This window comes from Pseudomonas sp. JAI115 (genome assembly GCF_014200835.1).
Classification (GTDB): Bacteria; Pseudomonadota; Gammaproteobacteria; order Pseudomonadales; family Pseudomonadaceae; genus Aquipseudomonas; species Aquipseudomonas putida_A.
In genome coordinates, this window is record NZ_JACHCY010000001.1 from 905146 (window position 1) to 929812 (window position 24667).

23 protein-coding genes and 4 tRNA genes are annotated in these 24667 nt (G+C 59.7%); 5 read left to right on the forward strand and 22 right to left on the reverse strand.

What is annotated here, in order from left to right; all coding sequences use genetic code 11:
- Positions 1-48 precede the first annotated feature (48 nt).
- Together HDC30_RS04065 and HDC30_RS04070 are read right to left on the reverse strand one after the other, a co-directional pair.
- Positions 49-1005: a sugar ABC transporter substrate-binding protein gene (locus HDC30_RS04065; protein WP_003226388.1), complete on the reverse strand. Its 957-nt coding sequence runs from the start codon at positions 1003-1005 to the stop codon at positions 49-51.
- Between the two features lie 202 nt (positions 1006-1207).
- Positions 1208-1663: a hypothetical protein gene (locus tag HDC30_RS04070; RefSeq protein WP_027611549.1), complete on the reverse strand. Its 456-nt coding sequence runs from the start codon at positions 1661-1663 to the stop codon at positions 1208-1210.
- Between the two features lie 348 nt (positions 1664-2011).
- Between HDC30_RS04070 and HDC30_RS04075 the strand changes: the two genes are divergently transcribed.
- The 3 genes from HDC30_RS04075 (at position 2012) to HDC30_RS04085 (ending at position 4262) form a co-directional block, all read left to right on the forward strand.
- The gene (locus tag HDC30_RS04075) at positions 2012-3100 is read left to right on the forward strand and encodes an asparaginase (RefSeq protein ID WP_027611548.1); all 1089 of its coding nucleotides are present in this window, start codon (positions 2012-2014) and stop codon (positions 3098-3100) included.
- Between the two features lie 177 nt (positions 3101-3277).
- Positions 3278-3568 (forward strand): DUF1654 domain-containing protein, encoded by a 291-nt coding sequence (locus HDC30_RS04080; protein WP_003226395.1) that lies wholly within the window; start codon positions 3278-3280, stop codon positions 3566-3568.
- Between the two features lie 4 nt (positions 3569-3572).
- A complete protein-coding gene (locus HDC30_RS04085) occupies positions 3573-4262 on the forward strand; it encodes an endonuclease (RefSeq protein WP_003226397.1) in 690 nt (229 codons plus the stop codon).
- Between the two features lie 55 nt (positions 4263-4317).
- On the opposite strand, the gene HDC30_RS04090 is transcribed toward HDC30_RS04085, so the two are convergent.
- Positions 4318-5229: a siderophore-interacting protein gene (locus HDC30_RS04090; RefSeq protein WP_183780975.1), complete on the reverse strand. Its 912-nt coding sequence runs from the start codon at positions 5227-5229 to the stop codon at positions 4318-4320.
- A gap of 86 nt (positions 5230-5315) precedes the next feature.
- The gene (locus tag HDC30_RS04095) at positions 5316-5684 is read right to left on the reverse strand and encodes a hypothetical protein (protein ID WP_027611545.1); all 369 of its coding nucleotides are present in this window, start codon (positions 5682-5684) and stop codon (positions 5316-5318) included.
- Positions 5685-5934: 250 nt separating this feature from the next.
- On the opposite strand from HDC30_RS04095, the gene csrA reads away from it, so the two are divergent.
- Positions 5935-6129 (forward strand): carbon storage regulator CsrA, encoded by a 195-nt coding sequence (csrA, locus tag HDC30_RS04100; RefSeq protein ID WP_003179932.1) that lies wholly within the window; start codon positions 5935-5937, stop codon positions 6127-6129.
- 225 nt (positions 6130-6354) lie between these two features.
- On the opposite strand, the gene HDC30_RS04105 is transcribed toward csrA, so the two are convergent.
- Positions 6355-6810 (reverse strand): DUF2214 family protein, encoded by a 456-nt coding sequence (locus HDC30_RS04105; protein ID WP_183781335.1) that lies wholly within the window; start codon positions 6808-6810, stop codon positions 6355-6357.
- A gap of 524 nt (positions 6811-7334) precedes the next feature.
- Positions 7335-7411, reverse strand: a tRNA-Val gene (locus HDC30_RS04110).
- 184 nt (positions 7412-7595) lie between these two features.
- Here HDC30_RS04110 and HDC30_RS04115 point away from each other — a divergent pair.
- A complete protein-coding gene (locus HDC30_RS04115; protein WP_027611544.1) occupies positions 7596-8879 on the forward strand; it encodes an FAD-binding oxidoreductase in 1284 nt (427 codons plus the stop codon).
- A gap of 147 nt (positions 8880-9026) precedes the next feature.
- Here HDC30_RS04115 and HDC30_RS04120 read toward each other — a convergent pair whose 3' ends face one another.
- From HDC30_RS04120 to truA, 16 genes are all read right to left on the reverse strand, one after another.
- Positions 9027-9998 (reverse strand): XdhC family protein, encoded by a 972-nt coding sequence (locus HDC30_RS04120; RefSeq protein ID WP_027611543.1) that lies wholly within the window; start codon positions 9996-9998, stop codon positions 9027-9029.
- A gap of 1 nt (position 9999) precedes the next feature.
- Positions 10000-11235, reverse strand: coding sequence for a cytochrome c (locus tag HDC30_RS04125; protein ID WP_183780977.1), 1236 nt, complete (start codon positions 11233-11235; stop codon positions 10000-10002).
- 2 nt (positions 11236-11237) lie between these two features.
- Entirely contained in the window at positions 11238-11777 is a 540-nt protein-coding gene (locus HDC30_RS04130) for a (2Fe-2S)-binding protein (RefSeq protein WP_003226408.1), read from the reverse strand.
- The gene (locus HDC30_RS04135) at positions 11770-14601 is read right to left on the reverse strand and encodes a xanthine dehydrogenase family protein molybdopterin-binding subunit (protein WP_183780979.1); all 2832 of its coding nucleotides are present in this window, start codon (positions 14599-14601) and stop codon (positions 11770-11772) included. The genes HDC30_RS04130 and HDC30_RS04135 overlap by 8 nt, the downstream gene beginning before the upstream one ends.
- A gap of 487 nt (positions 14602-15088) precedes the next feature.
- Positions 15089-15165: transfer RNA gene (locus HDC30_RS04140), tRNA-Asp, on the reverse strand.
- A 94-nt stretch (positions 15166-15259) separates the two neighbouring features.
- Positions 15260-15336: transfer RNA gene (locus HDC30_RS04145), tRNA-Asp, on the reverse strand.
- Positions 15337-15391: 55 nt separating this feature from the next.
- A tRNA-Val gene (locus tag HDC30_RS04150) sits at positions 15392-15467 on the reverse strand.
- A gap of 168 nt (positions 15468-15635) precedes the next feature.
- Complete coding sequence (locus HDC30_RS04155) at positions 15636-16412, reverse strand: SDR family oxidoreductase (RefSeq protein ID WP_115989372.1); 777 nt, start codon at positions 16410-16412, stop codon at positions 15636-15638.
- A complete protein-coding gene (locus tag HDC30_RS04160) occupies positions 16409-17620 on the reverse strand; it encodes an O-succinylhomoserine sulfhydrylase (protein ID WP_183780981.1) in 1212 nt (403 codons plus the stop codon). Before HDC30_RS04160 ends, HDC30_RS04155 begins: the two co-directional genes overlap by 4 nt.
- Positions 17621-17693: 73 nt before the next feature.
- Positions 17694-19199 (reverse strand): amidophosphoribosyltransferase, encoded by a 1506-nt coding sequence (gene purF, locus HDC30_RS04165; RefSeq protein WP_003226416.1) that lies wholly within the window; start codon positions 19197-19199, stop codon positions 17694-17696.
- A 41-nt stretch (positions 19200-19240) separates the two neighbouring features.
- Positions 19241-19801 (reverse strand): CvpA family protein, encoded by a 561-nt coding sequence (locus HDC30_RS04170; RefSeq protein ID WP_027611538.1) that lies wholly within the window; start codon positions 19799-19801, stop codon positions 19241-19243.
- 98 nt (positions 19802-19899) lie between these two features.
- A complete protein-coding gene (locus HDC30_RS04175; RefSeq protein ID WP_150369135.1) occupies positions 19900-20565 on the reverse strand; it encodes an SPOR domain-containing protein in 666 nt (221 codons plus the stop codon).
- Positions 20549-21856, reverse strand: a complete 1308-nt coding sequence (gene folC / locus HDC30_RS04180) for a bifunctional tetrahydrofolate synthase/dihydrofolate synthase (protein WP_183780983.1) — start codon at positions 21854-21856, stop codon at positions 20549-20551. Before folC ends, HDC30_RS04175 begins: the two co-directional genes overlap by 17 nt.
- The gene (accD, locus tag HDC30_RS04185) at positions 21853-22773 is read right to left on the reverse strand and encodes an acetyl-CoA carboxylase, carboxyltransferase subunit beta (protein WP_027611535.1); all 921 of its coding nucleotides are present in this window, start codon (positions 22771-22773) and stop codon (positions 21853-21855) included. The genes folC and accD overlap by 4 nt, the downstream gene beginning before the upstream one ends.
- A 200-nt stretch (positions 22774-22973) precedes the next feature.
- Entirely contained in the window at positions 22974-23618 is a 645-nt protein-coding gene (locus tag HDC30_RS04190; RefSeq protein WP_183780985.1) for a phosphoribosylanthranilate isomerase, read from the reverse strand.
- Between the two features lie 64 nt (positions 23619-23682).
- Positions 23683-24507 (reverse strand): tRNA pseudouridine(38-40) synthase TruA, encoded by an 825-nt coding sequence (gene truA, locus HDC30_RS04195; RefSeq protein ID WP_177439981.1) that lies wholly within the window; start codon positions 24505-24507, stop codon positions 23683-23685.
- Between the last annotated feature and the right edge of the window lie 160 nt (positions 24508-24667).

Consider the following 24667-nt stretch of genomic DNA (forward strand, 5'->3'; position numbering starts at 1 on the left):
TCCATGCGCTCGTCCGGACGGACGAGCGCCGTTGTGTCGCCGGAAGACTTACTTAGTGACCAGCTCGACTGGCGTTTCGATCACGCCATTGACGCCGCTGTCGACTTTTTCGCCCTTGAGGATTTTCAGCGCAGTCTCGATACCGAACACGGCCTGCTTGGCAGCGAACTGATCGGCCGTCGCCAGCACACGACCATCCTTGAGCATCGGCTTGATCGCATTGATGTTGTCGTAACCGACCACTTGGACCTTGCCCGCCTTACCGGCAGCGCGCACAGCGGAAACAGCGCCAACGGCCATGCTGTCGTTACCCGCCAGCAGCGCCTTCACATCCGGGTATTCGCTGAGAATCGACGCAGCAACCTTGTTGCCCTTGTCGATCTCCCAGTCACCGGATTGCAAGGAGACAACCTTGATCTGCGCCGCCTCCATCGCATCCTTGAAGCCTGCGGTGCGTTGCTGGGCGTTGGTGGTGGTGGACACGCCTTCGATGATGCCGACCTCGTCACCGGCCTTCAGTTGCTTGGCCAGGTATTCGCCGACCAGACGCGCACCTTTGCGGTTGTCCGGGCCTACGAAAGGCACGCTGATGTTTTTGCTTTTGACGATCTGCGGATCAAGCTGGTTGTCAATGTTGATCACAGTGATGCCGGCATCGACGGCTTTCTTGATCACCGGCACCATGGCTTTGGAATCGGACGGTGCGATAACGAGCGCGTTGACCTTGGCCAGAATCATCTGCTCGACGATACGGGTCTGGCCGGCGGTATCGGTCTCGTCCTTGATGCCGTTGGAGATCAGGTCGAAGTCGGCGGAGTGTTCTTTCTGGTAGGCCTTGGCGCCATCTTCCATGGTCAGGAAGAATTCGTTGGCCAGGGATTTCATGACCAGTGCGACTTTGGGTTTTTCCGGGGACTCGGCGAAAGCCGAAGAGACAGGTAGTGCGGCGGCTGCGGCAGCCAGCATAGCGACAGCAAGAAGACGTCCAGCGAATGGCAGCTTCATGGGTTCACTCCGATCTTATGATTATTGTGAGCAACGCTCGCGCTGGCGTAAGCTTCAGCGCTCTCTTCCGGATAATAGTGCACCGGGGAAGCCGCGCAAACGTTTGCGTAGACCGAACTATGCGAATCCCGCCGACATTTGTCAACAATCAGAAATCGTCGTTGTATTGCGGGGCGCAATCGTCTGATTCACCCCTTACCGCTTAAGCCGTGGTGCTGACCAGGTTGCCGCTGGTGGAATCCTTGGACATTTCCTTGACCAGTGCCGCTGCGACTTCCATCAGCGCGCCGCTAGTTTGCGCGATCTGCCCCTGAACGGACATCACCGCCTGTGACTTGGCCTCGGGCGTCGGATAGCTCGCCGCCTGAGCCGCCGCCAGTTGCTGTTGCTGCTCCTGCAGTTGCTTCTGCAATTCCTGCATGCGCTTGAGCAACATTTTTACGGTCACGCTCAGACTGTCGCCGCTGTCAGCGCTATCCGCCTTGCTGGCTTCTTGCGCGGGACCACCGGTGCGAACTTGATTGCTCGGTTCTTTTTCAACGCCAAGCGCCTCGTCGGCAGCATCTGCTTCCGCCTGGTTCATTGCATTGATTGTCGCTGCGGTTTTACCGCCAATGGTGACTGAGCCGGGATTTGAAAAACCGATCGTCAGTGACATGTGAACTCCCTAAATAAACGTTTCCTTCCACAGCCATCGGCCTGCTGACGGGTTTCTTTAGCGGAAAAACTGAACCGGCAAGCCGTTGCGGTCGCCAGGAGGTGCAGTCCCTTTCGGTGAACCGAACACGAAAGCTTCTTTTGTTCGGAAACCCGGATAAGCCATTCATTCAAGAATCCGCCAACTTACAAAATATTGATATAAATCATCAGGTTAAACATTTCTCTAAAGCAAAGTAGCACTGGTACAGATCCTGCTCCCTAGCCTGCACCCCGGGCATTCAGATCGGCTCGGGGCGCATCTAGATGAACCTGCATCAGCACCGTCTCACTACTAGAGAGAAAAATAATGAAATCTGCTTTCAACACCTTGGTTCCGGGCGCTTTGGCCCTCCTCCTGCTCCTGCCCACTGCCCTTCAGGCAAAAGAAGTCGAAACCCAGACCAAACTCGCCAACGTCGTGGTGCTTGCCACGGGCGGCACCATTGCCGGTGCCGGCGCCAGCGCAGCCAACAGCGCCACCTATCAAGCGGCCAAAGTCGGGATTGAACAACTGATCGCCGGCATCCCCGAACTGAGCAAACTGGCGAACGTGCGTGGCGAACAAGTCATGCAGATCGCTTCGGAAAGCATCACCAACGACAACCTGCTGCAACTGGGTCGCCGCGTATCGGAACTGGCCGACAGCAAAGACGTCGATGGCATCGTCATCACCCACGGCACCGACACCCTGGAAGAAACCGCGTACTTCCTGAACCTGGTGGAAAAAACCGACAAGCCGATCATCGTGGTCGGCTCGATGCGTCCGGGCACCGCCATGTCGGCGGACGGCATGCTCAACCTGTACAACGCCGTCGCCGTCGCCAGCAGCAAAGAAGCGCACGGCAAAGGCGTGCTGGTAACCATGAACGACGAGATCCAGTCCGGTCGCGACGTCAGCAAAATGATCAACATCAAGACCGAGGCGTTCAAAAGCCCTTGGGGTCCGCTGGGCATGGTGGTTGAAGGCAAATCCTACTGGTTCCGCTTGCCGGCCAAGCGTCACACCATGGATTCGGAATTCGACATCAAGAACATCAAGAGCCTGCCTGACGTAGAAATCGCCTACTCCTACGGCAACGTCGATGACACCGCTTACAAGGCCCTGGCCCAGGCCGGCGCCAAAGCCATCATCCACGCCGGTACCGGCAACGGTTCGGTGTCCTCCCGCGTTGTGCCATCTCTGCAAGCCCTGCGTAAAGACGGCGTGCAGATCATCCGTTCTTCCCACGTCAACGCCGGTGGTTTCGTTCTGCGTAACGCCGAACAACCTGACGACAAGTACGACTGGGTGGTCGCTCACGACCTGAACCCGCAAAAGGCCCGGATCCTGGCCATGGTCGCCCTGACCAAAACCAACGACAGCAAAGAACTGCAGCGGATGTTCTGGGAATATTGATTGGCCCTCGCCTGACCCTTTCGGGTCGGGCAACCTGCTCACCACTCGCCCGTGCGGCGGGTGGTGCTGCCACTTACGCTGAGCGCGACTTTTTCATACAAAATAATCGACCCGACCTACACCAAAATCGGAAAAGCGCTGTCAGAGGATTTTCTTGAATTTTAAGCAGTTGCGAAAATGCTTACAGTTAAATACTGTATGCACGTACAGCTTAATAAGGATAACCTCGTGGCCACCTCTCCTGATGCTCCTGACGCTTACGAACGCATGGGCATGCGCGTTCAGAAAATCATCAATTCTCCTACCGCACAAAAAGCCAAAGCCGCACTGATCTTCCGCCTGCCGGACGAGCCTGTGGATGCATGGGAGCAACTGCTCGAGGAAATCGACGAGAACGACAACGTCACACTCGCCTATCGCGACGATGGCGGCGTGCAGATTTTTTGGGTTGTGCCGAAGGAAGATTGATTCAATGAGTGTCCGCTGTTTTGCTTTGCTGCTGCTGTTCATCGCTTTTGGCGCCCAGGCTGGCGCGCCCCGCACCTTTACCGAGGCCAAAAAGGCCGCCTGGAAACTCTATGCACCGCAGTCCACCGAGTTTTACTGCGGGTGCAAGTACACCGGCAACAAGGTGGACTTGAAGGCATGCGGTTACGTGCCGCGCAAGAATGCCAAGCGTGCTTCACGCATCGAATGGGAACACATCGTCCCGGCGTGGGAGTTCGGTCACCAGCGTCAATGCTGGCAGTCGGGCGGGCGCAAGAACTGCACCCGCTATGACCCGAGCTACCAGAAAGCCGAAGCCGACCTGCACAACCTGGTGCCGAGCATTGGTGAGGTCAACGGTGACCGCAGCAACTTCAGTTATGGCTGGCTGCCGGTGCAATCCGGGCAGTACGGCTCGTGCCTGACCCAGGTCGACTTCAAGGCCAAGAAGGTCATGCCGCGTCCGTCGATTCGCGGCATGATCGCGCGCACCTATTTCTACATGAGCAAGCAGTACGGCTTGCGCCTGTCGAAACAGGATCGGCAACTGTACGAAGCGTGGGACAAAACTTATCCAGTGCAGGACTGGGAACGTCAACGCAATCAGAGCGTGGCGTGCGTGATGGGACGCGGCAATGAATTTGTCGGCCCGGTAAACCTGAAAGCCTGCGGCTGATTCTTCAGCGCAAAAGAAAAGGCCTCGAACGTGATGTTCGAGGCCTTTTTTGTTTTTAGCTGCCAGCCTTGTTGTAGCGCCAATAGCCCATCAGATTGAGTGACTCGCGGGGGATACCGCACTCCTTGATCAGGTATTTGCGCAGACGCATGACCGCTGCGCTTTCTCCGGCAATCCAGCCATAAAATCCTTCAGGGGCCGTGTTGGCGATCTCCCAGAGAACGTCTTTGTCGATATCGACTTCGGCGAGTTCGGCAGCTTGCCCGACCGATGAATCCTCTGCCGGCAGGAACGCCTGCTGCACTGCCTCTACCATCAGCGCCCCAGCCACTACTTCTGGCGCCTGATCGCGAACCAGCCACTGCACCGACAGCCCAGACCAATCCGGCACCGGGAGCATGTCTGGCACGCTGTCCACTTCAAAGTACGCCTGAGTCTGAGGCGGTTCAGCCATGGCAGCCAACTCGTCAAGAATGCCCATGGCGGCCGGCAATGCCGTGGCATCGGCCACCAGCAAAACCTCCTTGAGCACCTGCGGCGGTTTCCATTCGAACCCTCCGGCGTCCTGCGCCGAAAACTCTCTGTCGGGAGCGAGAATCTGCAAAGACGCTCCCGGCTGCGCATGCAGCGCCCAGCGCGAAGCGGGGCCGGTCTCGCCATGCAGGACAAAATCGATGTCGACCTCACCTTGTTCGGCGCGCAAATGACGGATGGTGTAAGTGCGCATTGCTGGTCGACGACTCGCGAGAATCAAGCGAAAACGGGCGTACCAGCCCTCTTCCTGCGCAAGATTTGCGGGAGTTCCATCCTCAGCAGGAAAGAACAGCTTGACGCGCTGATCCGGCGCCCAAGTGGCCATGCCACCTATCGAAGGGTCGGCGAGCGTGATCCGCATCATGTGCGGACTCACCAGCGTCTTGCGGTGCAAAACCGCATTGAAGAGTTTGTAGGGAGCGGCGGAGGCCATGCGGAGCTCCTTCGGGAAATCGTGATTGACTCGTATAAGACGAATCGCCCGCGATGTCCTTTAGGCCGCTCCGCTGAAAGTGCTGCTTACGGCGCGAGCGGATGCTCGACGAGCACCGACTCGACGTTCTGCTTCTTGGCCTTCACCAATGCCGCATCCACCTCTACCTTGCGCGCTTGCGCGTCGGCCTGGGAGTTGAACGGACCAATCAGGATCCGCGTCTTGCCGCTGCTGTCCTTGATCACGGTCGGCACGAACGCATGCTCGATCAACCAGCCACTCAGATCACTGACAGCCTGAGGTGTTTCGCCGCGTACTTCGAGGTCCCATTGCGGGGCGGACGCCGCCGCAGGTGCGGCCGCGACGGCCGTTTTCGGCTTCTGCACGTCTACACTCTTGCCTTCACCACATCCCGCCAATGCCAGTGCCGCGACCATCCAGACCAATTTGCGCACAACGCTTTCCTCGAAAATCACAAAGCGGCGATCTTAACATTCATAAATACTTCGCGAGGCCCGCAAAATGGGCACAAAACAACGAGATTGATGATTGCAGCCTCTGTATAGTTACGCCCTGGGAATTAATGCCGCATCTGCGCGTCAGAAAGAGGCACCCAAACCGTGAGACTTCGCACTAATCTATACGTACCACCGACCTCTGCACTGTCTGAATCAGGTGCCCTACAAAGCAATCAAGGAGAAGACCATGCTGATACTCACCCGCAAAGTCGGTGAAAGCATAAATATTGGTGATGACATTACGATCACCATCCTCGGCGTAAGCGGTCAGCAAGTCCGTATCGGCATCAACGCCCCGAAAAACGTTGCCGTGCACCGTGAAGAGATCTATCAGCGCATTCAGGCTGGCCTGACCGCCCCGGACAAGCCACAAACTCCCTGAGCCGCATTGCAGTCAGTAGCCAGTCCGTTTGCCTCTGCGTAATGACTGGCTAAAGATTCACGCGCCGTACTGCCATCCGCTCCCCAGTCCACTGGGCACGGCGCCTGACACATACTCTTCTCCGCTCATTCGCCCCCTTCCCTTTCTCCTGCAACGCGATACTACCTGCGACTACCCAGCCTGGCTGTCAGACATTTCCGAGAGGACACAGGGAATTGCTCCCTGCTAGCCGAACGTCACGCCGCGCGCCATGCCGGTAGCTGCAATCATCATCAGTACCAACAGCAGCGCCTCGACATGGCTGATCCGCGCGAACAGCTTTGCACGTCCGGTATCGAGCACCTTGCCCCGCGCCAATGCGATCCGCCATTTGACCAGCGTGATCATCGGCGCCAGCTCTGTCAGCAGAATCAGCACGAACAACGTCATCTTCAAATGAAACAGCGGCTGGTGCAGATAGTAGTCAGTGCCCTTTTCGAAGCCACCGAAGGCGCGCATGCCACCGGTCACCAGTAGCACCAGCGCAGCAATCCCCCACAGATTATCAGCGAGCAAAACCCGCCTGGCCTCGCCGACGCCAGCCGCCAGACGACTGAACGCCGTGCCACGGGTCAACACGGCCCAGAAGCCCAGTGCAAAAGCCAAGAGATGAATAGCGGCGAGAAACCAGTGAACCAGCATCGACGAACTCCTTTGAGAAATCCCTGGAAAACGCCAGTCAGTAGTAGTCGAAAAAAGCCGGTTGCGCCCGCACACAGCAATGGGGCTGGAAAGCTTCGCGCAGGAAACAGAGAGACAGAAACGGAATTCGCCAAATCGCAGGCAAAAAAAATCCCAAGCAGCTGATGGAAGCTTGGGATTTAAAAATGCATAAACCGTGGTGGTGAACGCGGGGCAGATGTTACTGAAGTTCACGATCAGCAACAACATTTTTTTGATAACCGGTCGGTTAAAAATACCGGTAACCCGTTCAATATCCACACTTTTTCGACGGATCCAAAAAAAGAACAGAACGCCATATCAACAGATCGTGTTATTTCGAAACACGCTAAGCGCTTGGGTAACGGAAGAGATGCAGTGTTGGAAGGTGCGCTGAGGTGGGGGTTTTGAAAAAGCTTTGCAAAAGTTTTGCAAATCGCAGACAACAAAAAAGGGCCCACCTTTCGGTGAGCCCTTCTAGACCGCCCAGCAGAGCGGATTTTGTTTGGTAGGCGCGATTGGACTCGAACCAACGACCCCCACCATGTCAAGGTGGTGCTCTAACCAACTGAGCTACGTGCCTGCTGTGAGGCGGCATTCTACGGAATTCCGGAGGGGTGTCAACACCTTTTTTTCACCTAACCCTATGAATATGCAAAATATTTAATTTCGGGCCGGCAGATTAGATTTTTCCGGTGGCTGGCGGAGGTTTTTCAACTCGGGTAGGATCGACGCACTCGTAAAATATATTAAACAGAGGCTGCAGGATGGCGAACACCCCTTACCCAGAGTCTTATTACGCTGCGTCGGCCAATGCCGTACCGCCACGTCCGGCCTTGCAGGATGATGTGGAGACGGATGTCTGTGTGATCGGCGCCGGGTATACCGGGCTGTCGTCGGCGTTGTTTCTGTTGGAGAACGGTTTTCGCGTGACGGTGCTGGAAGCGGCCAAGGTCGGCTTCGGTGCGTCGGGGCGTAATGGCGGGCAGATCGTCAACAGCTATAGCCGTGACATCGACGTCATCGAGCGCACGGTTGGCCCAAAGCAGGCGCAACTGCTCGGGCAGATGGCCTTCGAAGGCGGACGGATAATCCGTGAGCGCGTGGCCAAGTACGACATCCAGTGCGACCTGAAGGACGGCGGCGTGTTCGCCGCGCTCTCCGCCAAGCAGATGGGACACCTGGAATCGCAGAAGCGCCTGTGGGAGCGCTTTGGCCACACGCAACTGGAACTGCTCGATCAGCGCCGCATTCGCGAAGTGGTGGCGTGCGATCAATACGTCGGCGGCATGCTCGACATGAGCGGCGGCCACATTCATCCGCTGAACCTGGCGCTCGGTGAAGCTGCTGCGGTCGAGTCCCTCGGCGGCACCATCTATGAGCAATCGCCAGCCGTGCGCATCGAGCGTGGTGCCAACCCGGTGGTGCACACGCCGCAAGGCAAGGTCAGGGCCAAGTTCATCATCGTTGCCGGCAACGCCTACCTCGGCAATCTGGTGCCGGAACTGGCGGCCAAATCGATGCCGTGCGGCACCCAGGTAATCACCACCGAACCGCTGGGCGATGAGCTGGCGAAAACTCTGTTGCCGCAGGATTACTGCGTTGAAGACTGCAACTACCTGCTCGACTACTACCGCCTGACCGGCGACAAGCGCCTGATCTTCGGCGGCGGCGTGGTTTATGGTGCGCGAGATCCGGCGAACATCGAAGCGATCATCCGCCCAAAAATGCTCAAGGCGTTCCCGCAACTGAAAGACGTGAAGATCGACTACGCCTGGACCGGCAATTTCTTGCTGACCCTGTCGCGCCTGCCGCAGGTGGGACGCTTGGGCGACAACATTTATTACTCGCAAGGCTGCAGCGGCCACGGCGTGACGTACACGCATCTGGCCGGCAAGGTACTGGCCGAAGCGTTGCGCGGCCAGGCTGAACGTTTTGATGCGTTTGCCGATCTGCCGCACTATCCGTTCCCCGGCGGGCAGTTGCTGCGCACGCCGTTTGCGGCATTGGGTGCGTGGTATTACGGGTTGCGTGACAAGCTGGGTTTCTGATCAGCTTTCTTGACTGACAAACAACTGTGGCGAGGGAGCTTGCTCCCGCCGGGTCGCGCAGCGGCCCCTCTTTTATTTCGAAAGAAGGCCTGCTGCGCAGTCCAGCGGGAGCAAGCTCCCTCGCCACAAATATTTGCAGAATCCAGATCAGAGCTGGTCTCGGGCAATTCCGCTACGAATCCGCAAGATATCCGCCAGCACCGCCAAAGCGATCTCCGCGGGTGTTTTGCTGCCCAGGTTAAGCCCGATTGGCGCATGAATCCGCGCCAGCTCGACCTCCCCCAGCCCACCAATCCTGCGCAAGCGCTCGAAGCGTTTCTGCGAAGTCTGCTGCGAGCCCATGACGCCGATGTAAAACGCCTCGGTGCGCACCGCTTCCATCATCGCCAGATCGTCGATGCGCGGATCATGGGTCAGCGCCACCACCGCGGTATCGCGATGACAGCCGCCATCGGCGATGAACACTGACGGCAACTGTCGACGAATCTCCACGCCGTTGAGCACCACGCCTTCGAGCACTTCATCGCGCGGATCGCAGAGAATCACTTCGAAACCCAGACCCACCGCGAACTCGGCACAGGCCTGCGCCACGCTGGAGTATCCCGCCAGCAACAGACGCTGAGCAGCACCGACGCGAATCCGCACCCGATCAATCTCGCGCTCGATGCGCGCACCCTGCTCGCGATCAGTGAACAGACTGCGCGCACCGCTGGCCAGATCGACCTCGCGAATCAAACGGCGCTGGCCGAGCAATGCCGATTCGAGTTCACGCAGATGCGCCTGCACCTCGCAGTCGGCGTCAAATTTCTCTACCAGTACGTCGAGAATGCCGCCACAGGGCAGGCTGACCTGCGAGCGCGGATCATCACCTTCGCCGTAGCGCACCACGTTGACCGCATCGAGAAACGCACCTTCAGCGACGCGCTCGAGAAAGTCTTCCTCGACGCAACCACCGGACAGCGACCCGATCCACTGGCCGTTATCGTTCACCGCCAGCAACGAACCCGGCGCACGCGGCGCCGAGCCGTAAGTGGTCAGCACCGTGCAGAGCCAAATGCGCTGCCCCGCCACCGACCACTCCAGTGCCCGCCGCACAACCTGTAGATCGAGATGCTGCATGTCAGTGCGCCTTGTGCTCGACGGCCGGAGCGTCAGCCTGCAGTTTCTGCACGTCGCTCACCGCCAGTTCAGCCGATTGACCGCCCCAGCCTTGACGCAGGTAGTTCAGCAGATCAGTCAGTTGCTCAGGTTTGAGCTTGTCGGCGAAACCCGGCATCGGTTGCATGTGTTCGAACCCGGCGAATTTCTGCTCGCCGATGCCGTCCTCGATCACCCGCACCAGGTTGCGCGGATCTTCCAGGCGCAGCGTGGTATTGCCACGCATGGCCACGGCGATGTGCGGTTTGCCTTCACCACCAGCGGCATGGCAACCGGCGCAGACGTTCAAATATTCCTGACGGCCGCGCTGGGCGCTCGGGCTGAGCTTGTCCAGCGACACTTCAGTCAGCTCTTTCGCCGCTGGCGGCTGGTCGCCAAGCAGGAACGTCGCCATCGCCGCCAGATCCTGATCGTTCAGACCCTGAGTGCTGTTGTGGAACACCGGGAACATCTCGTTGAACATCGTGCCCTGGGCGCTCATGCCGTGCTTGAGGAACGTGCTCAGATCCTGCTGATTCCAGCCGCGCGCCGCCAGATCGGTGGCGAGCAGGCTCGGTGCCAGATAACCGTTGAGGATGCCGCCGGTCAAGCGCTTATCCAAGTGCATCGCGCCCGGCAGGCCGCGTGGCGTGTGGCATTCGCCGCAGTGACCGAGCACTTCGACCATGTACTGGCCGCGCTTCCAGGCTGCGCTTTTGCCTTCGGCAGATTCCAGCTTCAAGGCCTTGCCGTACAGCAGGTTCCAGCCGATCAGGCCCGGACGCACGTTGAACGGAAAGCTCAAACTGGTGACCGGCGCAGCGCGCTCGATCGGCTCGATGGTTTTCAAGTACGCGTGGATTGCATCCGAGTCTTCCCGCGGCATCAGGTGATACGAGGTGTACGGCATCGCCGGATACAGATTGGCGCCGTCGCGACGCTTGCCTTCGGTCAGTGCAGCGAAGAACTCGTCATCGCTGTACAGGCCGATGCCGTGCTCTTTGCTCGGGGTGATGTTGGTGCCGTAGATCGTGCCGAACGGCGAAACGATCGGCAGCCCGCCGGCAAATGGCGCGCCGCCCGGCGCGGTGTGGCACGCCATGCAATCGGCAGCGCGAGCAAGATATCCGCCGCGCTTGACCTGATCATCAGCGTGAGCAAACAACACCGGCGCAGCCAGCCCGACCGCCAGGGTCAGGCGGGTCAATAGATGCTTCATGCTCAACCCTCCTTGACCAGGCCGAGATCGGTCAGCACGTTGCGCGTGGCGTTGTAGTAACGCACGTACCCGGTGCAACGGCAGATGTGGTGGCCGAGGCTGTCCTCGATGACTTTTTCCAGTTGGCTTTTGACGATCGGCTGGCGCTGCAGCTTCTCCACCAGCACCGTCGCGGCGTTGACGAAGCCCGGCGCGCAGTAGCTGCACTGGAAGGCGAATTCGTCGACGAAACGCTGCTGGATCGGGTTCAGCTCAGTGACCTGGCCACTCTCATCACGCTTGGCGTGACTTTCGATGGTGCGGACTTTCTTGCCTTCGAAGTAATGCGCGCCGGTGATGCAGGTGCGCACTTCTTCACTGGTGCCGTCCGGGTTGTCGACGATCACCACGCAGGCGTGGCAAATGCCCTGGCCGCAGCCCAGGCGCGAGCCGGTGAGGTTCTTGTATTCGTGCAGATAGTCGATCATCGGCAGGTCATCAGGGATGTCCACCGGGCCGACGGATTGACCATTGAGGGTCAGTTGAAGCGGACGGTTAGCCATTGAGGGCCTCCTTGATGCGCGCAGCAGTGATTGGCAGATCGCGAACACGTTTACCGATGGCATGCGCCACGGCGTTACCGATGGCACCGACCACCGGGATCATCACCACTTCGGCGATGCCTTTGGACGGATCGCTTGGCGACAGCGGCGGCAGAATCTCCGCGGTCTGCTTCCACACCGCAACGTGACGGGCCATCGGCAGGCGATAACGGTTGAAGTTCCAGTCACCCTCCCCCGGTCCGCCTTCGTACAGCGGCATCTCTTCCATCAGCGCGTGACCGATGCCCATGGCAATCCCGCCTTCGAGCTGGCCTTTGACCAGTTCTTCGACCAGCACCCGACCGCACTCGACCCAAGAATGGTGGTTGAGCACCTCGACTTCCGCCGAGCCTTTGTTGACCTTCAGCTCGACCAGAGTTGCGACCGGGCTGTAGTAAGTCACCGCCGCGTTGTTCAACTGGACCACCGGATAGTTGATGTTCTGGCGATCCAGCAGGTGGAAACCCGCCGTGCTCATCAACGCTTTCTTCGCCTTCGGCGCGCCATCACCGTACTTCACTGCGAGACCGTCGAGCGGCAGACGCTCGCGCACGCCGTCGATGCTGTATTCGGCCTCGGCCCAGCTCCAGCGGTTGAACGCGTGCACGGTGGCGCCGGTGACCAGACCACGTTCGTGAGCGCGTTTGGCCAGCTCTTCGAAGCTCAATGGCTGCATGCCATTGGCAGTGAGCTTGCCATCGACCCAATGCGCATCTTCACGACGCACCACGTAAGGGTTGGCTTGACCGCCGTAAGGGCCCTGACGCCAGATTTCCATGGCCGCCGGCCACAAACCGTTGTTGAACAGCACGCGCGCCGCTTCACGGGTGGCGTGACTGAAGTAGTAGGCCGAGTTGGTCGCGGACGACGCCGAGGCCAGCTTGCCAACCCAGCGCGGGTTGCGCAGCAGGTTGTCCTGTTCTGCCTGGCTCATGATGTAAGGGTTGCCGCTGGTGATCAGCTGCATTTCCTTCCATTCGGTTTCGCCGGTCTTCACGTCGTGCGCCGGGCTGCCAAGGAAATCAGCAACGACCAGCGCCTGCGAAGTGGACATGCCAGTGCCGATTTCAATACCGATGTGACGCAGAGTGATGCGACCTTCAGCAGTGAATTCGATGCTGGCCATCGGCGCTTCGGAACCGGTGCCGAAGTCTTTCTGGCAAATGGCAAAACCCACGCCGTACCAGTTGTCCGGGTCGGCAGCTTCGCGCTGTTTCTTGATCGCGTCGCGGTTTTTCCAGACTTCGTGCACCGAGGCCTTGTCGAGAATCTCGTGCAGGCGCAGGGCACCGGCCGGAATCGCGCCCTGGGTGTTTTTCATGCCCGAACGCAAGGCGTTCTTGCGACGCAGATCAATCGCGTCAACGCCGAGGCGGTTGGCGATTTCGTCGACCATCATTTCGGTCGAGGCCATGCTTTGCAGGGTGCCGTAACCGCGCATCGAACCCGCTTCAACACCACGCGAGTGATAAGCGGTGACCTGCAGATCGTTCTGCGGCATGTAGTAGATCGACTGCGCTGCCGTGGCACCGACTGCCGCCACCGACGGGCTGTAGTTGATGCGACCGCCACCGTCGACGCTCATCTCGGCACGGAAAATCTTGAAGCTGTAGTCATTCTTGTCCACTGCGAGCTGGTAGCGGATGTCGAACGGGTGGCGCTTGATGCCGCTCTGGAACTGCTCGTAGCGGTCGTTGGCCAAACGGATTGGCACACCGGCGCCATACAGCGCAGCGAGGGCCGCGTAGTAGACGAAGATGTTGTGGTCTTTGGAACCGTAGCCCACGGTGTAACCCGGGTGCATGTTCAGGTTTGCCAGGCCGAAGCGCGATGGCGCGATCATTTTCGCGGTCTCGGTCGCCGCTTCCAGCGGGCACTGAGTGGCGACCACGAAGTGCAGGGTCTTGGTTTTCGGGTCGTACCAGCCGTTGCCGTTGTCCGGCTCCATGGCGGCCGGTTCGATCGACGGGGTCTTGTAGCGCTCGTCGAACACCAGCCAGTTGTCCGGCGGCGTATCGATCTCTTTTTTCATGCGGTCGGCGTAGAACAGACCGCGCTCGGTCAGGTTGCCGTGCAGGTTCGGCTGGGAATTCCACACCGGACGCCGGTTTTTCAGCATCGGGAACAGAATCGAGTCTTTCAGGCTGGCGAATTCGTCTTCGTCGGCCGAAGTCGGGCCACCTACGCGCACGTAGCGGAAGCTGCCATAAGGGTCGCCTTCGTAGTACGGCACTTGTGCACCGTAACGAATCGCCTTGTCATTGAATTTGAGTTTGTTCTTGGCCTGGCGGAAACGCTCGAAATCGTTCCAGATCAGGATCGCCACCGGGTGGCCGATGAACATCGGCACTTTGCCTTCCGGCAGCAATGGATCCGGCGCGTGTTCTTCCGGGAAGACGATGCCGTCCTTGTCCAGATCGGCCGCTGTGACAATGCGGTCAGGTTGCAAGTCGGCGCCCAGCCACGACAGGTCGTAGCCTTCGTAGATTCGGTCGGCCTTGATGGTTTTCAGCAACATGGCGTGGCCTTGCTGCTCAGGCCAGCCCGGCATGTCCTTGGAGCGAATGTCGCGAGCAAATACTTTGCTGCCGCAGACCTTGGACAGGGCGTCGTTACGTTGGCGTGCCTTGCCGTTGTTGCCGAGCCACTTCTCGGACGGCACGGTGACGCTGTTTTCCATCAAGGCAGCCAGCGCCTGACTACTAAGCGGCGTGAGCGTGACGCTCACACCCGCCACCAGCCCGCCCTGGAGGAACGAGCGCCGGGATATATCACGGTTGGACATGGATCATCCTCTGGGCGGTTATGTGTCCGCCCTTCTGGTTATCTACTGGGAATCTCGAGTCTTGCAGAAGCCCTTCTTGGCGAAACAAAGGGCGTGTTGACAGTGCAAAGCTGACCGAAAGGTTAACTTTAAAGGTTTCTGAGCGTCCGGCAAACAACCAGTTACAAAAATTTGACTAAAGAATCAAAAAATCAATGCGACGTGGCACCGCAGCAGATCGCCGGGCACACCGACAACCCCCTGTGGGAGCGGGCTTGCTCGCGAAGGCGTACTGTCAGCCAGCACATTATTAGCTGGCACACCGCTTTCGCGAGCAGGCTCGCTCCCACAGGGATTTGCGCTGGATTGAGGAGGGAGGAAGAGAGGAAAGCCAAATTTCAGACACAAAAAACCCCGGTCTTTCGACCAGGGTCTTTGCTATCGATTCCGAAACAACCAGCGGTTGCTTTCGGTGTTTCAAGGCGTTCAGTGGTCCTTGAAACAGATATGGCGCAGCGGACGGGACTCGAACCCGCGACCCCCGGCGTGACAGGCCGGTATTCTAACCGACTGAACTACCGCTGCGTATCGCTTTGAGCTTGCGCTCAAGTAACTCGTTTTGACTGAAAGCTTCGGTGCTTTGCAATCGCGAACCAGACAATGTCTGACTCGTAAAATATGGCGCAGCGGACGGGACTCGAACCCGCGACCCCCGGCGTGACAGGCCGGTATTCTAACCGACTGAACTACCGCTGCGCGTCGGTGGAGGCACTTTCAGCCTACCTCTTGCTTTCGCAAGTTTCTCGGGGAGTGGTGGGTGATGACGGGATCGAACCGCCGACATTCTGCTTGTAAGGCAGACGCTCTCCCCGCTGAGCTAATCACCCGTTTGCATCTCCGAGGCCGCGAAATTTACGCAGGTAGCGAACCTAAGTCAATAGCAGGATTGAAGTTTTTCTGAAAAAGACGAAATTGCTTCATTCCCTGAAGAAAGCAACAACCCTGAAACCGCTATCGCGAGCAGGCTCACTCCCACAGGTTTGCGGCTTCGCTTCTTAGTCCGTGTAAATCATCTTCTTGGTCATGCCGCCATCCACGACGAATTCCTGCCCAGTGACAAACCCGGCATTGCGTGACAGCAACCACGCCACCATCGCCGCGACGTCTTCGACCGTCCCTACCCTGCCCGCCGGATGCTGAGCATGATCGGCATCGGCCAAAGGCTCGGCTCGACGCGCAGAAGGATCCCGCGCATCGATCCAGCCCGGGCTGACCGCATTCACGCGAATCTCCGGCCCAAGGCTGATCGCCAGCGCATGGGTCAACGCCAACAATCCGCCCTTGCTCGCTGCATAAGCCTCGGTATCCGGCTCTGACTGCGCCGCACGGGTCGAGGCCAGATTGACGATCGAGCCGTTGTGCGCCCGCAGATACGGCGCACAATGCTTGGCCAGCAGCATCGGCCCACTGAGATTCACCGCCAGCACCCGATTCCAGTACGCCAGATCAAGACTTTCCAGGGTGATGTTGTGCGGGTCAGCGACTGCCGCGTTGCACACCAGCGCATCGAGACGACCAAATTGGCCGAGCACCTCGGCAACGCCGAGCGCGACCTGACTTTCATCCGCCACGTCCATGGCGATGAACCAGGCATTCTCGCCCAGCACCTTCGCCACTTTCGAACCGCGCACACGATCGAGATCAGTCAACACCACTTGCCAGCCTTCGCTGATCAACCAGGCCGCGATACCCAAACCGATGCCGCGCGCAGCACCGGTAACCAGCGCCACGCGGCCATGGGTGCCCGCCTTCGGAGTAGACAACTCGATCACAACGCCGCCAGACCGCGCGACAGATCAGCCTGCAGGTCCGCCACGTCTTCCAGACCGACCGCGATGCGGATCAGGCTGTCACGAATCCCTGCTGCTTCACGCTCCTGTGGCGCCAGACGGCCATGGGAGGTGGTGCTCGGATGAGTGATGGTGGTTTTGCTGTCACCAAGGTTGGCGGTGATCGAGATCAACCGGGTGGCATCGATAAAGCGCCACGCGCCCTCTTTGCCGCCCTTGACCTCGAAACTCACCACCGCACCGAAGCCCTTCTGTTGACGCCGGGCCAGTTCGTGCTGCGGATGACTCTTGAGACCGGCGTAATGGACTTTCTCGATACCGTCCTGCTGCTCCAGCCATTCGGCCAGTTGCTGGGCGTTGGCGCAGTGCGCCTTCATCCGCAGATTCAGGGTTTCCAGGCCCTTGAGGAAGATCCACGCGTTGAACGGGCTCAGTGTCGGCCCGGCGGTGCGCAGGAAACCGACAACTTCTTTCATGTGCTCGCTGCGACCAGCCACCACACCGCCCATGCAACGGCCCTGACCGTCGATGAACTTGGTCGCCGAGTGCACGACGATGTCCGCGCCGAGTTTCAGCGGTTGCTGCAAGGCAGGCGTGCAGAAGCAGTTGTCGACCACCAGCATCGCGCCTTTGGCGTGAGCGATTTCCGCCAGTGCGGTGATATCCACCAGCTCGGCCAACGGATTGGACGGCGACTCGACGAACAGCAGCTTGGTGTTCGGCTTGACCGCCGCATCCCAAGCCGAGAGATCGGCCAGCGGCACGTAGTCAACTTGCACACCGAAACGCTTGAAGTATTTCTCGAACAGGCTGATGGTCGAACCGAACACGCTGCGCGACACCAGGACGTGATCGCCGGCACTGCACAGGCTCATCACCACCGCCATGATCGCGGCCATGCCCGTGGCGGTGGCGACCGCTTGCTCAGCGCCTTCCAGCGCAGCGATACGCTCTTCGAACGCGCGCACGGTCGGGTTGGTGTAGCGCGAGTAAACGTTGCCCGGCACTTCCCCGGCAAACCGCGCGGCCGCGTCGGCAGCGGTGCGGAACACGTAGCTGGAAGTGAAGAACATCGGATCACCGTGTTCGCCTTCCGGCGTACGGTGCTGACCGGCACGTACGGCCAGGGTATCGAACGCTACGCCTTCGAGGTCGCTGTCCAGCCGACCGGCATCCCATTCCTGACTCATGCTGTCACTCCTTGCCCTGTTCTTGAAAATTAAAAGTCAGATACAAAACCGGCCCCTCAGGGCCGGTAGAAACTCAGTTGTTGTACAGATCGATGATCGCACTGACCGCCTGGGTCTTGACCTTGGAGGCATCGTTGCGTGCCTGCTCGATCTTGTCCAGGTAAGCCTCGTCGACGTCGCCGGTGACGTACTTGCCGTCGAACACCGCGCAATCGAAGTTTTCGATCTTGATCTTGCCGCCACCGACTGCTTCGATCAAGTCAGGCAGATCCTGATAGATCAGCCAGTCTGCACCGATCAGATCCGCCACATCCTGAGTCGAACGATTGTGTGCGATCAGTTCGTGAGCGCTCGGCATGTCGATGCCGTAAACGTTCGGGAAGCGTACGGCCGGGGCCGCCGAGCAGAAGTAGACGTTTTTCGCGCCGGCTTCGCGGGCCATCTGGATGATCTGCTTGCAGGTGGTGCCGCGCACGATCGAGTCGTCGACCAGCATCACGTTCTTGCCGCGGAATTCCAGCTCGATCGCGTTGAGCTTCTGACGAACCGACTTCTTGCGGGCAGCCTGGCCCGGCATGATGAAGGTCCGGCCGATGTAGCGGTTCTTGACGAAGCCTTCGCGAAATTTCACGCCCAGGTGGTTCGCCAGCTCCAGCGCGGCGGTGCGGCTGGTGTCCGGGATCGGGATGACCACGTCGATGTCGTGTTCCGGACGCTCGCGCAGGATCTTCTCGGCGAGTTTCTCGCCCATGCGCAGACGCGCCTTGTACACCGACACGCCGTCGATGATCGAATCCGGACGCGCCAGGTAAACGTGTTCGAAGATGCACGGGGTCAGGGACGGGTTGGTCGCGCACTGACGGGTGTGCAGTTTGCCGTCTTCAGTGATGTAGACCGCTTCGCCCGGGGCCAAGTCGCGGATCAGGGTGAAACCGAGCACGTCTAGCGAAACGCTTTCGGAAGCGATCATGTACTCGACGCCTTCGTCGGTGTGACGCTGGCCGAACACGATCGGACGGATGCCGTGCGGGTCACGGAAACCGACGATGCCGTAACCGGTGATCATCGCCACCACCGCGTAACCGCCGACGCAACGGTTGTGCACGTCGGTCACGGCGGCAAACACGTCTTCTTCGGTCGGCTGCAGCTTGCCGCGCTGGGCCAGCTCGTGGGCGAACACGTTGAGCAGCACTTCCGAGTCGGAACTGGTGTTGACGTGACGCAGGTCGGATTCGTAGATCTCCTTGGCCAACTGTTCAACGTTGGTCAGGTTGCCGTTGTGCGCCAGGGTGATGCCGTAAGGCGAGTTGACGTAAAACGGCTGCGCTTCGGCCGAGGTCGAGCTGCCGGCAGTCGGGTAACGGACGTGGCCGATACCCATGTGGCCGACCAGGCGCTGCATGTGACGCTGCTGAAACACGTCACGCACCAGACCATTGTCCTTGCGCAAGAACAACCGGCCATCATGGCTGGTCACGATACCGGCAGCGTCCTGGCCGCGGTGCTGGAGCACGGTTAGCGCGTCATACAGCGCCTGATTGACGTTCGACTTACCGACGATACCGACGATGCCACACATGCGACGCAACCCCTACTTAATGGATCTGAACTGAACAACACTCACTGAGGCGTTTTGGCCGACGGCAAGAGTTGCTCCTTGAACGGAATATCAGCGGGTACGCTGATTCCGCTGGCAAGCCACCGACTGCTCCACCCGAGAATCAGGTTTTTGGACCAGTCGGCGACCAATAGAAACTTTGGCACGAGCTGTGATTCTTTCCACCACCCGTCCTGCTGTACCGGCCCCAGGCTCAACAGCCCGACTGCCACGACCACCAGCAACACGCCACGCGCCGCGCCGAAGGCCATGCCCAGGAATCGATCGGTGCCGGACAATCCGGTCACCCGCACCAACTCGCCGATAAGATAATTGATCATTGCGCCCACGATCAGTGTGGCGACAAACATGATGGCACAGCCCGCGATCACGCGAGCCGATGGGGTTTCGATGTATCCGGCGAGGTACTCGGACAGTGAGCCACCGAACATCCAGGCAACCGCTCCTGCGATGATCCAGGTCACCAGCGATAATGCTTCCTTGACGAAGCCGCGGCTCAAACTGATCAAAGCGGAGATGGCGATGATTGCAACGATCGCCCAGTCAACCAGGGTAAATGGCACAGTGCAGCCTACAGACGGATAAGGCGGCGCATTTTAGCAGAGCGCACCGCTGTCGGTAAGCTGCGATTTTCAGTGCATTTCAATCGAATCGATAGATCCTAGCCGCGCTCGGGCTGGAAGCGCACGACAAAACCCTTGAGGTTCTGCTGGCGGCTCAATAGATCACGCAGACGATCGGCCTCGGCACGCTCGATCAGCGGCCCGACGAACACCCGATTCTTGCCATCGGCGGAACGGATATAGGCGTTATAGCCTTGGCTGCGCAGAGTTTTCTGCAGGCTTTCGGCGCTGGCGCGACTCGACAGGCTGGCCAGTTGCACCGACCAGCTGACCGACAGGCCATTGGCATCGACGCGACTTTGCGTGGTGTCAGGCTTCGACGCAGCAGCAATTGGCTGAGCAGGCGCCGGAATCGGCTTGGCCACCGCAGGCGGCGCAGTCGGTTTGGCGATTGCTATGGGCGCCGTTGGGGCCGGGGTTGGGGCCGAGACCGCCGCGACTGGAGCAGCAGGCGCAGTGTCTTCTGCGACTTCTTCATCCGCTGGCACCGGTTCTTGCGGCAAAGCCTGCGGCTCAGGCACGGCCACCGATTCCATTTGCACCTGCGGCATCGAAGGGGCTTGCGGCGCGGCAGGCGCCTCGACCGTCACTTGACGTTGCTCGTCCTGGCGGGAAAACAGCATCGGCAGGAAAATCACCGCCAGTGCCACCAGCACCAGGGCGCCAACCATGCGCTGCTTGTACGCTTTATCCAGCAAAGCCATTTGCCGCTTCCTCCGTGGAGCGCCGGGCCAGCCATTCAAGGGCCTCGGCGACACAATAAAATGATCCGAACAACAGAATCTCGTCGTCGCTGGCTGCGATCGCACACTGCCCTTCCAGCGCCGCTGCGACACTGTCATAGGACGTGACGGACGCGCCAAGGTTCTGCAACCCGGCGTGCAATTCACTGACCGGACGCGAACGCGGCGAATCCAGCGGCGCGACCGCCCAATGCTGGACACTAGCATTCAATTCGCCGACAACACCATCCAGATCCTTGTCGGCCAGCAAGCCGAACACCGCCAGGCGCTTGCCTACCGGCGGCCGAGTGGCCAGGCGCCGCGCCAGATACTCCGCCGCGTGCGGGTTATGCCCCACATCCAGCAGCAGGTTCACGCGCTTGCCATGGAATTCGAACGAGCGGCGATCCAGCCGGCCGACCACGCGAGTGGCCTGCAAGGCAGCAACAATTTGCGACGGATTCCACGGCAAGCCGAGCAGCAGATACGCCTGCAACGCCAGCGCTGCGTTTTCCATCGGCAGATCGAGCAGCGGCAAGTCGCGCAGTTCGACCGGCTGGCCTTGCGCATCGGTACCGCGCCACTGCCAGTGCTGGTCTGTGATGCCGAGGTCGAAATCACGCCCACGCAGGAAAAACGGACATGCCAGCTCCCGCGCCTTGTCGAGCAACGGCTGCGGAGGATTCAGGTCGCCGCACAAGGCTGGTTTGCCCTGACGGAAAATCCCGGCCTTCTCGAAAGCCACGGACTCGCGGGTATTACCCAGGTACTCGGCATGATCGACACCAATGCTGGTGACCAGCGCGATATCGGCATCCACCACATTGACCGTGTCCAGACGCCCGCCCAGCCCGACTTCCAGCACCACAGCGTCAAGTTTTGCCTGTTGAAACAGCCAGAACGCCGCCAGGGTGCCCATTTCGAAGTAAGTCAGGGAAGTGTCGCCACGCCCGGCCTCCACCGCAGCGAAGGCTTCGCACAGCTGAGCGTCAGTGGCTTCGACGCCATTGAGCTGCACCCGCTCGTTGTAACGCAGCAGGTGCGGAGAATTGTAGACACCCACGCTCAGGCCCTGCGCCCGCAGCAATGAAGCCACGAAAGCGCAGGTCGAACCCTTGCCGTTGGTGCCGGTGACCGTAATCACCCGAGGCGCCGGCTGGCCCAGTCCCATGCGGGACGCTACCTGTTGCGAACGCTCCATCCCCATGTCGATGGCCGATGGATGCAACTGCTCAAGGTAGGCGAGCCACTCGCCAAGGGTACGCTCGGTCATACGTTGGCAGGCACCGGTGGAACGACGATTGGCTCGACAGGAGCGGCGACGTAGGTAGGAGTCGGCTGGCCGGTCAGCTGCGCCAGCAGATTGCCCAAGCGTGGACGCAGTTCACGACGATCGATGATCAGATCGATCGCGCCATGCTCCAGCAGGAACTCGCTGCGCTGGAAGCCTTCCGGCAGTTTTTCACGCACGGTCTGCTCGATCACGCGCGGACCGGCGAAGCCGATCAGTGCCTTTGGCTCACCGACGATCACGTCGCCGAGCATCGCCAGACTGGCGGAAACGCCGCCGTAGACCGGATCGGTCAGCACCGAGATGAACGGAATGCCTTCTTCACGCAGACGCGCAAGTACGGCCGAGGTCTTGGCCATCTGCATCAGCGAGATCAGCGCTTCCTGCATGCGCGCACCACCGGAGGCGGCGAAGCAGATCATCGGGCAACGGTTTTCCAGGGCGTAGTTGGCGGCGCGCACGAAACGCTCACCGACGATGGCGCCCATGGAACCGCCCATGAAGCTGAATTCGAACGCCGACACCACCACCGGCATACCCAGCAGGGTGCCGCTGACGGAGATCAGCGCGTCTTTTTCGCCGGTCTGCTTCTGTGCAGCGACCAGACGGTCCTTGTACTTCTTGCCGTCGCGGAATTTCAGACGGTCAACCGGCTCCAGATCTGCACCCAGCTCGTTGCGGCCTTCGGCATCCAGGAAGATGTCGATGCGCGCCCGTGCGCCGATGCGCATGTGGTGGTTGCACTTGGGGCAAACGTCCAGGGTCTTTTCCAGCTCAGGGCGATACAGCACAGCCTCGCAGGACGGGCATTTGTGCCACAGACCTTCAGGCACCGAGCTCTTCTTGACCTCCGAACGCATGATCGAAGGGATCAGTTTGTCTACCAACCAGTTGCTCATGCTTTCTTTCTCCAGTACCGGCGGCCCGAACGCTCTGGTTCGCAGCCCCGCGTATGCCCTTCAGCTAAATTCATGTGTGTGGCGATGGTTGGTGGAACGCCGCGGTCAGCGCGGAACATGACCTGCGTGCAACTCCAGAAACCCTCAGCCTCGCCTGCTTTGTGCAAGTGCATTGATGGACGGCAGCAGTTCGCCAGCCGTCACATCGAAGTAGACGCTCCCTGCGAGCTTCTACGTACGGCATTGATGAACGCGCGGATCTTCGCATGATCCTTGATGCCCTTGCTCGCTTCTACCCCGCCGCTGACATCGACCGCGTACGGTTTGACCCGGGCCACAGCGTCGGCGACGTTTTCCGGGGTGAGGCCACCGGCCAGGATCAGCGGCTTGCTCAAAGCTTGCGGAATCAAAGACCAGTCGAACGCCTCGCCGGTTCCGCCCGGCACGCCTTCGACGTAAGTGTCGAGCAGCACGCCACTGGCGCTCGGATAGGCATCGACAGCAGCCGCGATGTCATCGCCGGCCTTGACCCGCAATGCCTTGATGTACGGACGATGCCAGCCTTCGCACTGTTCAGCGGTTTCGTCGCCATGGAACTGCAACAGATCCAGCGGCACGGCATCGAGGATTTCCCCCAACTCGCAGCGGCTGGCATTGACGAACAGGCCCACCGTCGTCACGAACGGCGGCAAGGCCTGGATGATCGCCCTCGCCTGCTGCACGTTCACTGCACGCGGGCTCTTGGCGTAGAACACGAACCCGATCGCATCCGCCCCGGCCTCGACCGCTGCCAACGCATCTTCTATGCGGGTAATCCCGCAGATCTTGCTGCGAACGGCTGACATATCGAGAAAAACTCCGCGTCAAATTCGGGAAAGTCCCGGATGGTAACAAATGCGTTCGAGGGCGTCAGCCGTCAAGTTCCGAGAAACCCGTAAGGAAGTGTGGCCCGATAAAACGCTCGGGCAACGGAAATTCATCGTGATACTCGACCTGCACCAGGTACAGCCCGTACGGATGCGCTGTCACGCCACCGGAGCGCCGCTCGCGGCTTTCCAGCACTTCCTTCATCCACTCGACCGGACGCTCGCCGGCACCAATGGTCATCAGCACCCCGGCGATGTTGCGCACCATGTGGTGTAAAAAGGCGTTGGCGCGGATATCGAGCACGATCATCTTGCCGTGACGGGTCACGCGCAGGTGGTGCATTTTCTTGATCGGCGACTTGGCCTGGCACTGGCCGGCGCGGAACGCACTGAAATCATGAGTGCCGATCAGGTATTGCGCCGCTTCAGCCATGCGCTCAACGTCGAGTGGGCGGTGGTTCCAGGTGATCTCTTCGTTGAGATGCGCCGGACGAATCTGATCGTTGTAGATCACATAGCGATAACGCCGGGCGATGGCTTTGAACCGCGCATGGAAATGCGCCGGCATCACCCGCGCCCAGCTGACACTGATGTCGTGGGGCAGATTGATATTGGCGCCCATCACCCAGGCTTTCAGCGAACGATCGACTGGCGTGTCGAAATGAACCACTTGTCCGCAAGCATGCACCCCGGCATCGGTACGCCCGGCGCACTGCAGCGAAATCGGCGAATTGGCGACTTTCGACAAGGCTTTTTCGAGCTCTTCCTGCACCGTGGCCACGCCGGTCAACTGACGCTGCCAGCCGCTGTAGCGCGAGCCTTTGTACTCGACGCCCAGTGCCACACGGTAAAAGCCTTCGGGTGCCATTTCGGCGACCGGGTTATCTATGTTTGCCAAGGTGGGACAGCCTGCTGATGTACAAAGGCGGGCATTATAAGGCTGTGAGTCGGGGATGCCAGTCAGTTCTGTGTTGACCGATCCGGCCTCTTCGCGAGCAAGCCCGCTCCCACAGGTAGAGCACATTTCA